Source organism: Erythrobacter litoralis, from assembly GCF_001719165.1.
In the GTDB taxonomy this organism is placed as follows: domain Bacteria; phylum Pseudomonadota; class Alphaproteobacteria; order Sphingomonadales; family Sphingomonadaceae; genus Erythrobacter; species Erythrobacter litoralis.
In genome coordinates this window covers 1247144-1264537 of record NZ_CP017057.1, presented here as the reverse complement: position 1 = coordinate 1264537, position 17394 = coordinate 1247144, and the positions used below count along the sequence as shown (strand labels likewise).

General features: G+C 63.5%; 19 protein-coding genes. 2 read left to right on the top strand and 17 right to left on the bottom strand.

Annotation, left to right across the window (positions count from 1 at the left end):
- Positions 1 to 7: 7 nt before the first annotated feature.
- The 8 genes from Ga0102493_RS05945 to rpsL form a co-directional block, all read right to left on the bottom strand.
- Entirely contained in the window at positions 8 to 316 is a 309-nt protein-coding gene (locus tag Ga0102493_RS05945) for a 50S ribosomal protein L23 (protein WP_034905019.1), read from the bottom strand.
- The gene (rplD, locus tag Ga0102493_RS05940) at positions 309 to 932 is read right to left on the bottom strand and encodes a 50S ribosomal protein L4 (RefSeq protein WP_034905021.1); all 624 of its coding nucleotides are present in this window, start codon (positions 930 to 932) and stop codon (positions 309 to 311) included. Before rplD ends, Ga0102493_RS05945 begins: the two co-directional genes overlap by 8 nt.
- Before the next feature lie 3 nt (positions 933 to 935).
- The gene (gene rplC / locus Ga0102493_RS05935; protein ID WP_034905243.1) at positions 936 to 1739 is read right to left on the bottom strand and encodes a 50S ribosomal protein L3; all 804 of its coding nucleotides are present in this window, start codon (positions 1737 to 1739) and stop codon (positions 936 to 938) included.
- Positions 1740 to 1997: 258 nt separating this feature from the next.
- Complete coding sequence (gene rpsJ / locus Ga0102493_RS05930; protein WP_034905023.1) at positions 1998 to 2309, bottom strand: 30S ribosomal protein S10; 312 nt, start codon at positions 2307 to 2309, stop codon at positions 1998 to 2000.
- 334 nt (positions 2310 to 2643) lie between these two features.
- Complete coding sequence (gene tuf, locus Ga0102493_RS05925; RefSeq protein WP_034905026.1) at positions 2644 to 3834, bottom strand: elongation factor Tu; 1191 nt, start codon at positions 3832 to 3834, stop codon at positions 2644 to 2646.
- A 93-nt stretch (positions 3835 to 3927) separates the two neighbouring features.
- Positions 3928 to 6021, bottom strand: a complete 2094-nt coding sequence (gene fusA, locus Ga0102493_RS05920; protein WP_034905028.1) for an elongation factor G — start codon at positions 6019 to 6021, stop codon at positions 3928 to 3930.
- A gap of 161 nt (positions 6022 to 6182) precedes the next feature.
- A complete protein-coding gene (rpsG, locus tag Ga0102493_RS05915; protein ID WP_034905030.1) occupies positions 6183 to 6653 on the bottom strand; it encodes a 30S ribosomal protein S7 in 471 nt (156 codons plus the stop codon).
- 86 nt (positions 6654 to 6739) lie between these two features.
- Positions 6740 to 7111: a 30S ribosomal protein S12 gene (gene rpsL / locus Ga0102493_RS05910; protein ID WP_006831873.1), complete on the bottom strand. Its 372-nt coding sequence runs from the start codon at positions 7109 to 7111 to the stop codon at positions 6740 to 6742.
- 2189 nt (positions 7112 to 9300) lie between these two features.
- On the opposite strand from rpsL, the gene Ga0102493_RS05905 reads away from it, so the two are divergent.
- Positions 9301 to 9990, top strand: coding sequence for a hypothetical protein (locus Ga0102493_RS05905; RefSeq protein ID WP_051698186.1), 690 nt, complete (start codon positions 9301 to 9303; stop codon positions 9988 to 9990).
- On the opposite strand, the gene Ga0102493_RS05900 is transcribed toward Ga0102493_RS05905, so the two are convergent.
- The gene (locus tag Ga0102493_RS05900) at positions 9987 to 10730 is read right to left on the bottom strand and encodes a PilZ domain-containing protein (RefSeq protein ID WP_034905033.1); all 744 of its coding nucleotides are present in this window, start codon (positions 10728 to 10730) and stop codon (positions 9987 to 9989) included. The genes Ga0102493_RS05905 and Ga0102493_RS05900 overlap by 4 nt on opposite strands.
- Before the next feature lie 581 nt (positions 10731 to 11311).
- Positions 11312 to 11590: a hypothetical protein gene (locus tag Ga0102493_RS05895; protein WP_034905037.1), complete on the bottom strand. Its 279-nt coding sequence runs from the start codon at positions 11588 to 11590 to the stop codon at positions 11312 to 11314.
- Positions 11591 to 11774: 184 nt separating this feature from the next.
- Between Ga0102493_RS05895 and Ga0102493_RS05890 the strand changes: the two genes are divergently transcribed.
- Positions 11775 to 13007, top strand: coding sequence for a hypothetical protein (locus Ga0102493_RS05890; RefSeq protein ID WP_034905039.1), 1233 nt, complete (start codon positions 11775 to 11777; stop codon positions 13005 to 13007).
- On the opposite strand, the gene Ga0102493_RS05885 is transcribed toward Ga0102493_RS05890, so the two are convergent.
- The 7 genes from Ga0102493_RS05885 to Ga0102493_RS05855 all read right to left on the bottom strand — a co-directional run bounded on the left by Ga0102493_RS05885 (position 12935) and on the right by Ga0102493_RS05855 (position 17289).
- Positions 12935 to 13510, bottom strand: a complete 576-nt coding sequence (locus Ga0102493_RS05885; protein ID WP_051698216.1) for a GNAT family N-acetyltransferase — start codon at positions 13508 to 13510, stop codon at positions 12935 to 12937. The two genes, Ga0102493_RS05890 and Ga0102493_RS05885, sit on opposite strands and share 73 nt — an antisense overlap.
- Before the next feature lie 8 nt (positions 13511 to 13518).
- Complete coding sequence (locus Ga0102493_RS05880; RefSeq protein ID WP_034905046.1) at positions 13519 to 14307, bottom strand: LysR family transcriptional regulator; 789 nt, start codon at positions 14305 to 14307, stop codon at positions 13519 to 13521.
- A 60-nt stretch (positions 14308 to 14367) separates the two neighbouring features.
- On the bottom strand, positions 14368 to 14781 hold the full coding sequence (gene apaG, locus Ga0102493_RS05875) for a Co2+/Mg2+ efflux protein ApaG (RefSeq protein ID WP_034905060.1): 414 nt from the start codon (positions 14779 to 14781) through the stop codon (positions 14368 to 14370).
- Between the two features lie 144 nt (positions 14782 to 14925).
- Complete coding sequence (locus Ga0102493_RS05870) at positions 14926 to 15303, bottom strand: hypothetical protein (RefSeq protein ID WP_034905063.1); 378 nt, start codon at positions 15301 to 15303, stop codon at positions 14926 to 14928.
- Positions 15304 to 15352: 49 nt separating this feature from the next.
- Complete coding sequence (locus tag Ga0102493_RS05865; RefSeq protein WP_150132430.1) at positions 15353 to 15655, bottom strand: hypothetical protein; 303 nt, start codon at positions 15653 to 15655, stop codon at positions 15353 to 15355.
- Between the two features lie 117 nt (positions 15656 to 15772).
- Positions 15773 to 16567 (bottom strand): helix-turn-helix transcriptional regulator, encoded by a 795-nt coding sequence (locus Ga0102493_RS05860; RefSeq protein ID WP_051698188.1) that lies wholly within the window; start codon positions 16565 to 16567, stop codon positions 15773 to 15775.
- Between the two features lie 101 nt (positions 16568 to 16668).
- Positions 16669 to 17289, bottom strand: coding sequence for a 2-hydroxychromene-2-carboxylate isomerase (locus Ga0102493_RS05855; protein WP_034905068.1), 621 nt, complete (start codon positions 17287 to 17289; stop codon positions 16669 to 16671).
- Positions 17290 to 17394 lie beyond the last annotated feature (105 nt).

Below are 17394 nucleotides of genomic sequence, written 5' to 3'. Positions count from 1 at the left end.
TACGCCCTCAGATACCGCTGGTGATGTCGATCATCTCGCCTTCGGCGAGGGTCACGACAGCCTTCTTGAAGTCCGAACGCTTGTAGGGCTTGCCCCGCCAGCGCTTGGTCTTGCCCTTGGTGACGATCGTGTTCACGGAAGCGACCTTCTTGTCGTAGATCGCCTCGACCGCTTCCTTGATCTGCGGCTTGGTCGCGTCGTTCGCCACACGGAAGACAACCGCGTTGTTCTCGGAAGCCAGGGTCGACTTCTCGGTGATGTGCGGCGCCAGGATCACGTCGTAGTGACGCGCATCGATCTCGCTCTTCTTAGCCATTGAAGCGCGCCTCCAGCTTTGCGACCGCGTCCTTGGTGAGGACGAGCGTGTCGTGGTTGAGGATGTCGTAGACATTGGCGCCCATCGCCGGGAGCACGTTGATGCCCGGGATGTTGCCGGCGGCCTTCTTGAAGCCGTCGTTCACGGCGTCGCCGTCGATCACGAGCACCTTGCCGTTCAGACCCGCCTTGGCGAAGTGGCCCTTCAGGACCTTCGTCTTGGCTTCGGTCAGATCGAGACTGTCCACCACGACCAGACCGTCCTTGGCCTTGGTCGAGAGCGCCATCTTGAGGCCGAGCGCGCGGATCTTTTTGTTGAGCGACTGCTCGAAGTCGCGCTTGCGCGCGCCATGTGCCTTGCCGCCACCGATGAAGATCGGAGCGCCGCGGTCACCGTGACGTGCACCGCCGGAACCCTTCTGACGCACGAACTTCTTGCCCGTGCGCGCAACGTCGGCACGCTCGCGCGTCGGACGCGCGGTTCCGCGGCGGTTCTCGAGCTGCCAGGTCACGACCCGGTGCAGGATATCGGCACGCGGCGTGACGCCGAACACGTCGTCCGACAGTTCGATGTCGCCCGACGCCTTCCCGTCGATTTTCTGGACCTTCACCTTCATGGCTCAGTCTTCCTTGCTTGCGTCGCCGGCCGGGGCATCAGCCTCGGGCGCGGGAGTGTCGACAGCTGCTTCGACCGCGGTCTCATCGACCGGCGTTTCGGCAGCGGGTTCTTCGCTCTGCGGCGCGTTCTTCTCGATCACGGCACCGGGAAACGGTGCGCCTTCGGGAAGCGGCAGCTTGACCGCATCACGGACGAGCAGCCACCCGTTCTTCGCGCCGGGCACCGAGCCCTTGACGAAAAGCAGGCCGCGCTCGGCGTCGGTGCGGACCACTTCGAGGTTCATCTGGGTGCGCTGGCGATCGCCCATGTGGCCCGCCATCTTCTTGCCCTTGAAAACCTTGCCCGGGTCCTGGTTCTGACCGGTCGAACCGTGCGAACGGTGCGAAATCGAGACGCCGTGGCTCGCGCGCAGGCCTGCGAAGCCCCAGCGCTTCATGGCGCCGGCAAAGCCCTTGCCCTGCGTGTGGCCGGTGATGTCGACCTTCTGGCCCGCCACGAAGTGATCGGCGCTGATCTGGGCACCCACCGGCACGAGGCCGTCTTCACCTTCGACACGGAATTCCGCGGTCCGCTTCTTGAGGCCGACGCCCGCCTTCGCGAAATGCTCGCGCTGGGGCTTGGCCACGTTCTTCTGCTTCGCTTCGCCCGCGCCGAGCTGGACGGCGAAATAGCCGTCGCGGTCAGCGGTGCGGTGCGAGACGACCTGGCAGTCCTCCAGCGCGAGAACGGTAACCGGCACGTGCCGACCGTCCTCCTGGAAGAGGCGGGTCATCCCGACTTTCTTTGCGATCACGCCGGTGCGCATCGTCATAGACTCCTAAACAGAGGCACAAGGGGACCATCCCCAGGTGCTTGGCAGCCCGAATTGTGATGCATCGCCCCGTCCGGGCTGATTTGCTCGAGACAGCCACATGGCGGTCTGAGCGAGACGGGGGACGCAGCCCGGTTGAAACCGGCGGTATCCCAATGTCTTGCCGATCCTCGCGGACCGACGGGGCCGTTGGAGCCCCTTGAAACTCCCGGCCTGTTTAACGTCCGGCCGGAGGGACAGGATACAAGCGACTCAAGCCAGCTTGATCTCGACATTGACGCCCGCGGCGAGATCGAGCTTCATGAGCGCGTCCACGGTCTGGGCGTTGGGCTGAACTATGTCCAGCAACCGCTTGTAGGTGCGCACCTCGAACTGCTCGCGCGACTTCTTGTCGATGTGCGGGCCGCGGTTCACGGTGAACTTCTCAATGCGCGTCGGCAGCGGAATGGGGCCACGAATAAGAGCACCCGTGCGCCGAGCGGTGTCGGCAATCTCGCCAGTGGCCTGGTCGAGAACGCGGTGGTCGAACGCCTTGAGGCGAATGCGGATATTCTGTGCTTCCATGTCCTACTACCGATGCGAAAGAGCCAAGGAGCGCTCACCTGACGGGTCACGCCCCAAAAATAAAAGGCCCGCCCCGCTTGAGCCCGGTTTCCCGGAACGGGCGGCCTTTGTTGATTTCGTTGCAGCCGAAACGAATCCGACGGCGTTGGCGCGCGTATACGGAGACGCGGCTGGGAGCGCAAGCCCCCTTCTGTCACCGACTTTACGCGAAACCGAGATTGGCCGCCCCGCCCTCGCCAATCGGCGCCGTAACGGGGCTTCCATAAATTGGGGCCCGGCTCCCCAGAAGGGAACCGGGCCCCGAATTCGCGTCACCCCTGCCGGGGCGCATCTCTTACTTGGTGATCTTCGAGACGACACCCGAGCCGACGGTGCGGCCGCCTTCGCGGATCGCGAAGCGCAGGCCTTCGTCCATGGCGATCGGGGCGATCAGCTTGACACCGATCGTCACGTTGTCGCCCGGCATGACCATCTCGGTGCCTTCGGGAAGGATCACTTCGCCGGTCACGTCGGTGGTGCGGAAGTAGAACTGCGGGCGGTAGTTGGCGAAGAACGGCGTGTGACGACCGCCTTCGTCCTTCGACAGCACGTAGACTTCGGCGCTGAATTCGGTGTGCGGAGTGACCGAACCGGGCTTGGCGAGGACCTGGCCACGCTCCACGTCGTCACGGGCAACGCCGCGGATCAGGGCACCGATGTTGTCGCCGGCTTCACCCGAATCGAGCAGCTTGCGGAACATCTCGACGCCGGTGACGGTCGTCTTGGTGGTGTCCTTGATGCCGACGATCTCGACTTCGTCGCCGACCTTCACGATGCCGGTTTCGACACGGCCCGTCACGACGGTGCCGCGACCCGAGATCGAGAACACGTCCTCGATCGGCATCAGGAAGTCCTTGTCGATCGGACGGTCGGGCTGCGGGATGTGCTCGTCCACGGCCTTCATCAGCTCGATGATCGAGTCCTTGCCGATGTTGTCATCGCGACCTTCGAGAGCGGCGAGAGCCGAACCCTTCACGATCGGAATGTTGTCGCCGTCGAAGTCGTAGTTCGAAAGCAGTTCGCGCACTTCGAGTTCGACGAGTTCGAGGATTTCCTCGTCATCGACCTGGTCGACCTTGTTCATGTAGACGACCAGCGCCGGCACGCCGACCTGACGCGCAAGCAGGATGTGCTCGCGGGTCTGCGGCATGGGGCCGTCGGCGGCGTTCACGACGAGGATCGCGCCGTCCATCTGCGCGGCGCCGGTGATCATGTTCTTCACATAGTCGGCGTGGCCCGGGCAGTCGACGTGGGCGTAGTGGCGCGCTTCGGTCTCGTACTCGACGTGGGCGGTCGAGATGGTGATGCCGCGCTCGCGCTCTTCGGGAGCCTTGTCGATGTTCGCGAAATCGACAGCCGAACCGCCATAGGTTTCGGCCATGACCTTGGTGATAGCCGCGGTCAGCGTGGTCTTGCCGTGGTCGACGTGACCGATCGTGCCGATGTTGCAGTGCGGCTTGTTCCGCTCAAATTTTTCCTTCGCCATTTCTCAGTTTTACCTTCTCTTGAGATGATTTCTTAGCGGGAGAAAGGGCGGGCCCGCTCGAAACAGGCGCCGCCCCTAGCCTTGGTTTGCCGCTTAGGCAAGCTTCTCCTTGACCTCCTGCGCGACGTTCGCCGGAACTTCGTCGTAATGCGAGAACTGCATCGTGTACTGCGCGCGGCCTTGCGTGAAGGAGCGCAGTTCGTTGACGTAGCCGAACATGTTCGCAAGCGGGACGAACGCCTCGACCGCCTGGGCATTGCCGCGGCTGTCGGTGCCCTGGATCTGGCCGCGACGGCTGTTGAGGTCGCCGATCACGTCGCCGAGGTAATCCTCGGGCGTCACGACCTCGACCTTCATGATCGGCTCGAGCAGCTTGATGCCGGCCTTCTGCGCGGCTTCGCGCATCGCACCGCGACCGGTGATCTCGAACGCGACCGTGCTGGAGTCGACGTCGTGATACTTGCCGTCGACCAGCTTGATCGTGAAGTCGATGATCGGGAAGCCGACGAGATGGCCACTTTCGGCCTGCTCACGCATGCCCTTCTCGACCGACGGGATGTATTCGCGCGGAATGTTCCCGCCCTTGATCTGGTCCTCGAAGATGATGCCCTGGCCCCGTTCACCCGGAGTGACGATGACCTTGGCTTCACCGAACTGACCCGAACCACCCGACTGCTTCTTGTGGGTGTAGGTGATCTCGACTTCCTTCGCGAGCGATTCGCGATAGGCCACCTGCGGGGCACCGACATTGGCCTCGACCTTGAATTCGCGCTTCATGCGATCGACGAGAATGTCGAGGTGAAGCTCGCCCATGCCCTTGATGATCGTCTGGCCGCTTTCGTGGTCGGTTGAGACGCGGAACGAGGGATCCTCGGCCGCGAGACGGTTGAGCGCGACGCCCATCTTTTCCTGGTCGGCCTTGGTCTTGGGTTCGACCGAAAGCTCGATAACCGGATCGGGGAATTCCATCCGTTCGAGGATGATCGGAGCCGACGGCGCGCACAGCGTGTCGCCGGTAGTCGTCTCCTTGAGGCCCGCGATAGCGACGATGTCGCCGGCGAATGCCTCATCGATGTCCTCGCGGTTGTTCGAATGCATGAGGAGCATGCGCCCGATCTTTTCCTTCTTGTCCTTGACCGAGTTGAGCACGCTGCCCTTCGACAGCTTGCCCGAATAGATCCGGGTGAAGGTGAGCGAGCCGACGAACGGGTCGTTCATGATCTTGAACGCGAGCGCAGCGAAGGGCTCTTCGTCCGAGGACGGACGGTTGGCCTTCTCCTCGCTGTCGGGCAGCACGCCCTCGATGGGCGGCACGTCGATCGGCGAAGGCATGTAGTCGATCACGGCGTCAAGCAGGGGCTGCACGCCCTTGTTCTTGAACGCGGAGCCGCACAGCACGGGCACGAAGTCACGCGCCATCGTGCCCTTGCGGATGAGCCGCTTGAGCGTCGCCGCGTCGGGCTCCTCGCCTTCGAGGTAGGCTTCCATCACGTCATCGTCCTGCTCGACGGCGGTCTCGATGAGCTTTTCGCGGTATTCGGCGGCCTTGTCCTTCAGGTCGTCGGGGATGTCGACATAATTGAAGCTCGCGCCGAGCCCTTCGGACTCCCACACGATGCCACGATTGTTGACGAGATCGACCACGCCCTGCAGGTCGCTTTCCGCGCCAATCGGGAGATAGAGCACGAGCGGGGTCGCACCGAGACGGTCGATGATCGACTGCACACAGTAATAGAAGTCGGCGCCGGTGCGGTCCAATTTATTGATGAAGCACATCCGCGGAACCTTGTACTTGTCCGCCTGACGCCACACGGTTTCCGACTGGGGTTCGACACCGGCAACGCCGTCGAACACCGCAACGGCGCCGTCGAGCACTCGCAGCGAACGTTCGACTTCGATGGTGAAGTCCACGTGGCCGGGGGTGTCGATGATGTTGATGCGGTGTTCTTCGCCCTGGCCGTCTTCGGCTTTCCAGAACGTGGTGGTCGCGGCCGAGGTGATGGTGATGCCGCGTTCCTGCTCCTGCTCCATCCAGTCCATGGTCGCGGCGCCGTCGTGCACCTCGCCGATCTTGTAGGACTTGCCGGTGTAATACAGAATCCGCTCGGTCGTGGTGGTCTTGCCGGCGTCGATATGCGCCATGATACCGATATTGCGGTAGCGTTCGATCGGATGGCTGCGTGCCATGGTGGTTTCCTCAGCTTTGTTGGAGCCTCGAGCCTGCTTCCTACAGCCTCTGCCCGGACCTGCCTCGGTCCGAGCGCGCCCCATATAGGGATTAATGTGACGGCGGTAAGACGGGGGAGCCCTTTATCGACAGCCCCCGCCTCAGCCTGCGCACGGCCCGCCTACCAGCGGTAGTGCGAGAAGGCGCGGTTCGCATCGGCCATGCGGTGCGTGTCCTCACGCTTCTTGACCGCATTGCCGCGATTGTTGGCCGCATCCATCAGCTCGCCCGAAAGCCGCGCGGCCATTGTCGTTTCCGGACGCCCGCGCGCGGCGGTGATCAGCCAGCGGATCGCGAGTGCCTGGGCGCGCTCGGGGCGAACCTCGACCGGCACCTGGTAGGTCGCACCACCGACGCGGCGGCTGCGGACCTCGACCTGGGGCTTCACGTTGTTGAGCGCTTCGTGGAAGAGCTGAACCGGATCGGCCTTGGCCTTGGCTTCGACCGTGTCGAGCGCGCCATAGACGATCTTTTCGGCAACGGCCTTCTTCCCGTCGAGCATGAGGTTGTTCATGAACTTCGACAGCACCTGATCCTTGAACTTGGGATCGGGCAGGATTTCCCGCTTTTCGGGACGACGACGACGTGACATCTTTTCTAAACTCCTTCGGAGTGGGGCCCTGCCCGGCAGGACACGCGCTTTCGTTGGATTTCCCGAAAGCGCACCCAACAAAAACCTTACTTCGGCCGCTTGGCCCCGTACTTCGAACGCGACTGCTTGCGGTCCTTCACGCCCTGCGTGTCGAGCACACCGCGCAGCACGTGATAGCGCACGCCGGGAAGGTCGCGCACACGCCCGCCGCGGATCAGCACGACCGAGTGCTCCTGCAGGTTGTGGCCTTCGCCCGGGATGTAGGAGATGACCTCGCGCTGGTTGGTGAGACGCACCTTGGCGACCTTGCGCAGCGCCGAGTTCGGCTTCTTTGGGGTCGTCGTGTAGACGCGGGTGCACACGCCGCGCTTCTGCGGGTTCTGCTCCATCGCAGGGACCTTGCTCTTGGCCTTCTGCGGAACGCGGCCCTTGCGGACCAGCTGGTTGATAGTCGGCATATTCTTCGCTCGTTCCTCGCTTGCTCACCTCATCCGGGCGGAAAAGTGGTGCCCACTTTTCCTGATGAGGTTTGGTACTCGTCTTTGTCTCGCGCCCCTTCCGGGCGCAAAACCGGTTCCCACTTTCGCTGAAGGGGCGCGGCGCGTGACCGCTGGCTTCAGTCAGGGCGGAGACCCAAAACACGTATTTTCGGCGCGCACCCGCGAGCATGGCTCCTGGGCGCTGGCCGGATCGGCAGCCTGTCGGACGGTGTGGAGATGGAAAGTCTGGCCTTGTGCCCTGCCCTTGCGACTTCCGCGGGGAAGCGGAAGATCCGACGGGCGCGCCGCGTGGCGCATTCACCCGCAAGGGAGCACAAGCCGAAACGGTCCACCCGCATGACCGGCCATCAAGGCCACCACTGGGTTACTCTGACGGCTGCCCCAAACACGAAAGGCCCGCCTCGCTATCGAGGCACGGGCCGAAGGGACGAGGACCGCCATTGTTCAGCTCTATGTCTTTCGGCTTGAGCGAGCGGCGCAAAGGCCAACGCTCACCGAACGAGCGGGCCTTTATGTTGGATTTGGGGCGGGGTCAAGGGTGTGGATGGGGCACGGGGTCAACTTGCCTGTGAGGTTAAAAGGAGGTCTACTCGAAAAAGGAGGAAACCGGGTGCCTTTCGAAAATCTCCGCCTCAGTCAGTTGCAAGTGAACCCTGCAAATGATCGTCACGGTGAACTTCGTGATGAGTCTGCTGCAATGGACGAGCTCTTCCGTTTGCATGAGCCGAGAATGAAAGTTTTGACGAGAGATATCGTAGAGAAGAAGCGGATTTTCGACCCCCCCTCGTGATGCTTCACGTTGACCGATACGTTGTATTTGAGGGAAATCGTCGCGTGACCTGCATGAAGCTTCTTCGCAATCCGAACGAAGCGCCGAACGACGAGTTGAGGCAATTCTTTCAAGATTCTAGGAATGATTGGGAGGGGAGGTTTCCTTCGCGTATTGCTTGCCAAGTAGAGACAGACCGGGACACGGTCGATGACATACTTTCAAGGCGGCATACAGGGTCGCAGAGTGGGGTTGGACAAATTAGTTGGGACGACCGGGCAAAGCATAATTTTGTCCAGCGCACAGGGCGCGGGGGAACGGTCAATGTAGGAGCCTCGGTTGAGCAACTACTCCAGCAGGAAGATCGACTTCCGGACGACCGCATCCCTTGGTCTACCTTAACCCGGCTTCTCTCATCTGAAGAATTCAGGAACCGCGTGGGAATTTCTACAGCCGGTCGTCGTTTCACGTTCACGCATCAACGAGAACCAGTTTTAAACGCATTGGAACGGATTGCGCGAGATTTGGCCCAAGGGCATCTCACACTTGGCCAGTTGTGGAACAACGAGTCCAAGCGGCGATATCTCGACAACCTAGAAGCGGATGGTTTGCTGCCGACAGAAAGACACCGGCTCGAGGAACCGGTAGATGAGCAGAGAGCAAGGCGGCCAAACAGGGGGCGGCCCCCACGGCGCCAACCACCTTCAAGAACAGTCATCCCGTTCGGCACCGAAGGGCCACAATGGACAGCCGATCAACAAAAGGTTGCACATGTCTGGGATGAGTTGAGTAGCATTCCGATGCGATCCTATCCGAACGCTACCGCCGCATTGCTTCGGATGTTGATCGAACTATCAGTCGAAAACTACATAAGGTCGCACGGCCTCCAAGCTCCCGACAGTCTTTCGGGGAAGGTGGGCGCAGTAGCCCGTTCGCTACGCGAGCGCGATCTGATTGATCAGCGATATTCTGAAGAGATAGAGCGCCTTCGCAGGAATGACGAATTGATTTCCATAGCGAGTATGCAGAGGCTGCTGCACTCCCCTGATTTCGCACCACTTGAACATGAATTCCGAGCCTATTGGAGTCGACTAGGTCGCTTCTTGCTCGCGGCCCTTTCTCGCTAAGAGAATGCGTCTACGAACTTAGCCGACTGGGGAATATCGGCGGCCTACCGCCGCAAGGGCGACCGCCCGCCCGCAGGTGCCCCGTAGCGAAGCGGAGGGAACAGCACCGAGGACGCTCGCCCGGATGGGCGAGCGCAAAGCAAAAGACTCCCGCTCGCCGCAAGAAACCACCCCCCGACCCCCTCCTTGGGAAGGAGGGGGAGAATCTCCATTTTCCTACTCCCGCGAAACGTGCAATCTCCCCGCGGGGCATGCCCAAACGCCCCCGCTCCACCCCGCCGCTCTCGCGCGATCCTTCCCGCCCCATCCTGCGCAACAAGCGCGCGATCCCGCGCCAGGCGTGCTCGCAGGTCGCCTTCGTGCGGGAGAGGCCTGCGCCCGACGATCCGCTGCTCGCTTTCGAGCCGGTCGTCACGCGCACCGTGCGCAAGAATTCGATCACGCCCGAACTCCAGCGCGAATTCATCGCCCACCTCGCCTCCACCGGCATCGTGCGCGATGCGGCGCGGCATATCGGGCGCAGCAACGAGGCGCTCTATCGCCTGCGCCTGCGCCCCGATGCGGCGGGCTTTCGCGCGGCGTGGGAAAGGGCGCTCGACTGGGCGATGACGCGGCTGGAGGATTCGGCCTTTGCCCGCGCGATCAACGGGGAGGAGAAGCCGATCGTCTACCAAGGCGAGGTGATCGGATACGAACGGCGCTGGAACGATGCGCTCGTCATGTTCTTCCTCAGGAACCGGATGGCGGACCGCTATGCGCCCGAGGCACACATGACCCCCGGCCACCCGGTCTATGAACGCATCCGCCGCGAGATCGAGGCGGAACAGCGCGCACGGGCGAACGATCCGGCGAACCTTGCCCGGGTGCGCGAGGCGATCGATGCCAAGGTGCGCGCGCTCAAGATCGATCTTGCGCGCGATGCGGAAGGCGGCGCGTCCTAGGCCGCGTCGCTTTCGGGCACGTCCGCGCCCACGCCCATTCCCGCGCCCATGCCGGTGAGGATGCTGGCGAGCTGCGCGCGCGTGAGCGGGCGTTCGAACCGGATCCCCGTTTCATCGCCGCGGCACCAGCGCACGCTCGCATTGGCCAGCTCGACCTCGCCGAGCCTGACGGTGAGCAGCGCGCCGCGCGGGGCGCGGAACCCGCTCACCCGCATGCCGCCCAGCGACAGGTTTTCGAGCGCGGCATGGTGGCAGAGGCCGTTCGCGAAGATCTCCGCGCGCATGGCGCAGGGGACGCGGACCGAACGGTAGGGAAAGGGATTGGCGAAGGGGCGCGCGGCCTGAGCATTGTCGAGCCCGTGCGAGCGGCCTTCGGACCAGGCGACGACGGCGTCGATGATGTTCGTCTCGTCCCAGAAATAGCGCACGCGCGTGCCGGGCTCGAGCGCCTCTTCGAGCTCGATCATGACGCCGCCCGCCGACAGGTTGCGGATGAGGCCGAGCAGCATGCGCCCCTCGACAAGGACGCAGCCCGGGCGGAAGGCGGAGACGACCCGGCGATCGGCGCGCCGTTCGGGGGTGCGATCGTCGATCGGGGCCGGGGCGTGGTCGGTCAGGACCACATCGCCCGCGCCGGACGGTTCGACATGGCCGGCCAACGGCTTGTCGAAGGCAGCATTGCCCAGTGGATCATCGTAAGCGAACGGCTCGCCGCGATGCATGTCATGCGAAATCGACATAGAACGTCACCTCCCTATCGCCATTCCTTTCGGAACGACGTGCCACCCGTGAATGAGAGACGTCGGCGCGACCCGAGGTCTCGTGCGCATAGGGCCTTCCGGGCGGGGCTGAGGACCAGTTCAGCCGCTCGCCCGGAAGAACCCGCGCAGAAACGGTCGTCGTCGCCGGCGGGGGCTTGGAAACACCGCCCGCGGCATTGCCCGGCTCGTTCTCTTTTGCATCGGCCCTCACGCAGACAAGGAACGCGATGCAGACAACGCCGATACCGGACAACGACCGCTTCATTCGGCCCTTATGCCGTTTTCACCTTGGTCAAACGAGTATCACACCGTATATGTAACGTTACGCATTGCAGAGCCGCAGAATGCCTAGGGCGACCTGAAAGCGTTTCTTCAAATGCTAACGGTTTGTTAACCGGTCAGGCGGCTTTCGTGATTACTTCTGGAATTTCAAAGTGACCTTCGGCGACCATCTGCGCCGGGAGGCTGACTATGTGCTGGATGACGTTATATTCCAGCGCTCTCCGACTCAGGCCATGCTGCTGCGTTTCCTGGTCGAGCGCGCCCTCTCCGGCGGCCCTTCACCGACCCAGCATGAAATCGCGGTCGAGGCGCTCGGCAAGCCGGACGATTTCGACCTCGCCAATGACAGCTATCCGCGCGTGCAGGTTTCGCGCCTGCGCGCCAGTCTCGACAATTACTATTCCCGGACCCAGCCGCATGACGGCCACCGGCTGACGATCGAGCAGGGGCAGTACGAAATCACCCTGACGCCCTATCAGCGCCCCGCCCCGCCCACGCCCCCTAACGTGCCGGACGCAGCGGACGATGACGAGCAGGCGGGCGACAGCGTCATGCACGAGGATCGGGCCGGCAGGTCCGAGGCGGCAGGCGCCGCGCCCGCGCCCTTAGCCGATGACGCTTTTGCCGGCACGATGGCGGCTTCGGCCCGAGCCGAACCGTCCGCGCCCGCCGCCCGCCGCCGGGGCCGGGCCTTCGTCATCACCCCGATCGCAATCATCGGCCTGCTCGTTGCCAGCCTGCTTGCATGGCGCATGGCCTCGCCGGAAGAGACCCTGCCCGCAGCCCGATCTCGAAAAGCCGACGATCGTCCTGCAGGCCGATCTCACCGGGCTCGAAGGCAATGGCAGCGCCGATCGCGACACCGCGCAGTTCGCGGTTCGGCTGGCCGAGATCCTGCTGGCCTATTCGCTGGTCACGGGCACGCGGCCTGCATCCGAGGAGGAGCGGGCCGATTACACCCTCACCATGAGCTTCGTTCACGAACCGGACGGGGCCCTGCAGGCCTTTCTCAGCTTCGCCGATGCGGATGGCGACGTGCTGCTCAACGAACTTGTCGAGCACGACCGGACCCGGCGCGAACGTTTCGCCGACGAAATCCGCTCCGCGCTCACCCACATAACCTCGCCCACCGGCGAAGTCGCTCAGGACCGGCGCCGCATTTTCGGAAATTCGCTTGAAAGCGGATATACCTGTTTCATCACGATCGAGAACGTGCGCGCCGATGGCGGCGCTGTCGCGGACATGGTCGACAGCTGCATCGATCGCTTCCCGAAAAGCGAATTCACCCCCTATTTCCGCGCCCGCCGCGCCTTCGCCGCCTATCAGGGCGACCGGCTTGAGGGGAAACCGATCCGCGCATCCGGGCCTGCCTGGCGCGATCTCCAGCTCGCGCTCGATGCCGACCCGTTCAATTCATTCGCCAATGTCGTCGCCGCCAAGGTCCTGCTGGCCAGCGGCCAATGCGACGCGGCGCGGGCGGGAATGGAAATCGGTTTCGAACAGGCGACCAATTACCCGGCCCTGCGCGCAGCGATCGATGCCGAGGCACCAAGCTGTCCGTCCTATGCCGGAGAAGTCGGCCTTTCGGACGAGCAATTGCGCGCGATGATCGCGGCCAACCCTGCTCCCGATGCGCTCCAGCACCTCTACATGCTGGTCGCAGCGCTGGCCGAGAACGACATGACAAGCGCGAAAATGCTCGCTGCCCGCCCGTTCAAGCCCGCCTCCGCAGGGCGCGAGAGCGAAACGGTCGCGAAGCTGCACCGTGCGCTCGACGATCCGGCCTTTGCGCGCGCGAACGCGGACCAGCTGCGCACCGACATCGCGCTCAACATATGGGGCGAGCGGACGGTCGATCTCGTGATCGAGAACCTGACGCGCGATCCGGCGGCCTTGCCCGATCAGGCGGCGGATGGCGGGGCGATGTCCACAGGGACCGCGCCCACTTCGCCTACGAGAAGTCCGTATAGATAGACATCGCACATGCCCGCATGGGTTTCCTCGTATTCGCGAAGATGCGCCTCGCGCGTGAAGCCGAGCGTCTCGAGCAGGAGGATGGAGGGCACGTTGCGAGTGTCGACCTCGGCGATGACCTTTCGCGCGCCGCCGCCTTCCTCGCGGGGGGCGAGGATCAGGTGACGCACCAGCGCCGCGGCGCATTCGCGCGCGACGCCTTCGCCCTGGCGATCGATGCACACGATATAGCCGATCTCCTCGACGCCGTCCTGGCCTGCGGGGACCGCGGTAAAGCGCCCGGCGACCGCACCGCTCTCCCGGTCCTCGGCGATCCAGGTGCGCCCCGGCCAGTCGGGGGCTGCGAGCCATTGCCACAGCTCTGTATGCGAGGTGAAGGCGGGCCGCGTGAGATAGCGCGCAAGATCGGGGTCGGACATGGTCGGATAGAGCGCGCCAAGGTCCGTGCGGCGCAAGGGCCGCATGCGAAAGCGGGGCGTTTCGATTTCGGTTACGGTGCGCATCGGGCGGATCACGCCGTCAGAAATTCGACGAGAGCGCGGACCTTCTTCTGGCGCCATTGCGGCAGCGGGGCGACCAGCCAATAGGCGCGGCGACTGTCTTCGGGATCGCCGAGAGCTTCGAGCCTGCCATCGCCGATCGCATCTTCGGCAAGCGCGAGCGGGAGGACCGTACGGCCCATGCCCGCCAGCACGCTGGAGAGCGCCTGGCCGGGATTTGCGGCACGGATGCAGGGCGAAACGCCATCGGGCAGGGCTGCGCCCGGCCAGTCGATCCACGCATCCCGGGCCCCGGGGGCGGCGACGGTCACGCGCCTCGCCGCGGTCAGCTGCACGCCTTCGAGATCGCCCGGCCCGTCGATCAGGCGGACGGCGAGATCGAGATTCGCCTCGGTGAAATCGGTCTCCTCGCTGCCTGCGAGGATGTACTGGATGCCGGGCCGTCCGGCCTGAAACTGGCCGAGGCGCGCGGCGAGCCAGACCGAATAGAATTCGCGCGGCGCGGCGATGGTGTAGCGGTCCGATGCCTGCCCGGCCTGCATCGCCTGCACGCTTTCCTCGAAACGCAGGAATCCTTCGCGCAGGGGATCGAGCCCGGCCGCGCCCTCGGGCGTGAGTTCGAGCCCCTTGGAAGTGCGGCGGAACAGGACGACGCCGAGATGGTCCTCGAGCGCGCGGATCTGCTGGCCGACGGCGGCGGGTGTGACGGCGAGTTCGTCCGCCGCGCGGGTGAACGACAGATGCCGCGCCGCAGCGTCGAACACGCGCAGGGCATTCAAGGGGAGATGGGTGCGCTTCACGACGGTTCAGCGCCTAGCCAGCGCCCCGGCCTTAGGCAAGCGCTCCGCTCACCCAGACGATCAGGCCGAGGAGCGTCCGTCCGCCGTTTCGGGCGCGGCGAGCGGGAAGAACGGGATGCGCACCTCGAGCGGCGAACCGTCGCCCTTGGCGAAGGTGTAGAAGCCTTCCATCGATCCGTGCGGCGTCGTCAGCGGGCAGCCCGAGACGTAATCGTGGCTTTCGCCGGGCGAGAGGACGGGCTGTTCGCCGACCACCCCTTCGCCGTCGACATGGTTCACCATGCCGCGCGCATCGGTGATGCGCCAGTGGCGCGTGCGCAGCTGCAGCGTTTCGTGCGAGCCGTTTTCGATCCGGATGTGATAGACCCAGAACCACTTGCCAGCCTCCGGATGCGATTGCTCCGGCAGGAAGTTGACGGCGACCCGGACGGTGACCCCGTCGGTTACGGCAGCGTGTTGGAACAGCTCTTTCATAGTGGCTCCAAGGTAACGATTCCCGTCGTCCCGACAAGGGGGCAACGTCGCTATTCCCCGTTGTATCCTTCGGGGAGCCGGAATGATCGAACCTCAGTGCCGCTATGCGGGAAACTGCGACATTTGCGCAACGCCCGCTCTGCGTCAGCAGCGAGCGAGTTTCTGGGGCAGCCGGGTGGTGAAATGCTCGGGGACGAAGGGACCGGTGATAAGGGTCATCTGGCCGTCTTCCTCACCCGGAGCGATTTCGAACTTCGCCGTATCGGATTTCAAAACCACGTTTCCGTTGTCGAGCACCTCGCCTTCGAGATTGTCGAATTCCTTCAGCAAGTATCCGCCGACCCCAAAGAGAACCCGGTCTCCGTCGATGATGATGGCCCGGCCCATCCCGCACCCCAACGCATCGCGCATCGAGGCGCTGACCCATTTGCCCTCGAGTTCCGACGCGGGATTGCCGCAGGCGGTGAGCGCAGCGGCGAGAACGGAGACGGGTATCGCGGCCCTGAAGAGGCGCTTATGCATATTCAATTCCTTCTTCGGGGAAACCGCACAGCCCGTGCTGCGATGATCCCTACCTGCATTCTTTGATTTCGACCGAGTCGCCCTCGCGCATGTTGCTAACGACGGTCTCGTAGATGTCTTTCGAATCCACCCGCGCCGTATGCGTTTTTCCTTCGGCTCCGTCGCCACGGATGATGCCGATCGTCACCAGCTTGGCTTCGTCCGTGGTGTTGCGCACGAGGACCGAGGTCTGGCTGAAGCGATCGGGCTCCGTCGACAGTTCCACTCCCGAACACGCTCCGCCCAATGCGCCGCATCCGCCAAGGACACTCGTCGCCGCGAGCAGCACGAATGAATTGATAATCCTAGTCATCTTGCCTCCAGACCCTGTTCCGGAGACCGGGAAACCGGCCCCTGCAAGAGGTCTAGAGACGCCCGGTGCGGCGCCTAACCTATAAAAAGATAAAGCTCGCCGACCGTTCGATGCGGGTCAGCCCCGCGCCGGATTGCCGAGCAAACCGCAGCGATATGCCCTCGGGATGATTTCCCGATTGAGCCGGCAACCCAGCTTTTCGCGCAATTGCCTGAGATGGAATGACACGGTCACTTCCGTCACGCCGAGCCGTTCGGCGATCTGCTTGTTGGGCAGCCCATCCCAGAGCCCCATCAGAATATCGTGCTGGCGCGCAGACAGGTTCACCGCTTCGCGCGCCGAAACCTGCCTTAGTTCGGGATGCAGTTCGTTGTAGGCGATCGAATAGATCGTGTAGAGCAGCGGCAGCTTTTCCTGCACCGTCAAAGCGAAATCCTTGGCCGAAAGCATATCGCTACCAAGCGCCACTCCCCCGTCGATGACGCCATCGGCATTGCGGTGGGAAAAACCGATCGCCCGCTCCATGCCTGCATCCTTGGCCTCGGCGATCAGTTGCCTTCCCTTTTCGCACCAGAAAAGCGGCTGGCGTTCATCCACGCCGTACATCAGGGCAGGCAGGTTGCTCGTGAGGACGTGAGGTATCAGCGCGTCAACGCTGCCATAATCCTGCGCAGCGTAATGTTCGCTCCAGCCATTGCGAAAGTTCTCAATGAAGACCGGGGCGCCGTGATCATCGGTGTTGGGAAACACCGTATAGTTGACGACGTTGAAGCCCAATTCGGCATAGGTATCGACGAGGCAGCGCCATTTTTCGTCCCTCCCGCCAGCCGCGTTGAAACGCGACAGGAAATCAATCAGAAAGTACTGCATCCCCGAAAGACCTGCCCCGTGCTCGGTCCTGACCTCCGACATCGGCGTCAAGAACAGAAAATCAAACACATCGGCATGATCGGGTCAACTAAGGGACCGTTGCCGACTTCGACCGATCCGGTCCCGGTGCAACGGCAGCGTGTTCACCCCTTCGCCAGCTCGTCCTCGACCTGATCCAGCCGTTCCTTGCCGAAGAACATTTCGGTCCTGCCACCTTTGGGCCCGACGAACATGGTGGGAATGCCGAAAGCGCCGCGTTCGACCATCTGATCGGTGTTTGCGGCCAGTTTCGCCTTCACCGCCTCGTCCTGGGCGCGAGCCAGCAGCGCCTGCGGATCGAACCCCGCCGCCGCGATCGCCTGCCCGAGCGCCTGCGGGTCGGTCACGTCAATGCCGTCCTCCCAGATCGGGCGAAGCAGACCCTCGGCGAACTGCACCCCGCGCCCGTCCTCGCAGGCGGCCACAAGCATGCGTTGCAGCGTGATCGAATTGAACGGGAATTGCGGGTGCAGGCGGTATTGCGTGAGGCCGTGCTTCGCGATGAAGCGGTCCATTTCGAGCTGGGCGTATTCGTTCTTGCCCCTCACGTCCTTATCGCGGATCATCGGCGGGGCATTGCCCGTGATGCGGTGCATTCCCGCGAGGAACACGGGCGCGACGACCAGTTCGGCATCGCAGCGGGCGCAGATTTCACGCAGCGGCCACCAGACGAGATAGAGGTTGGGGCTGACGAAATCGAAGACCAGTTCGACGCTCTTGCTCATGCGGCGGCTCCATCCAATTGCAGCGCGAGCGATTGCACGTCCGGTCCGATGCGGCAACAGTCCCCGGCACGGGGGGCCAAGCGGCCGGCCGCAGCGCCCCGGGAG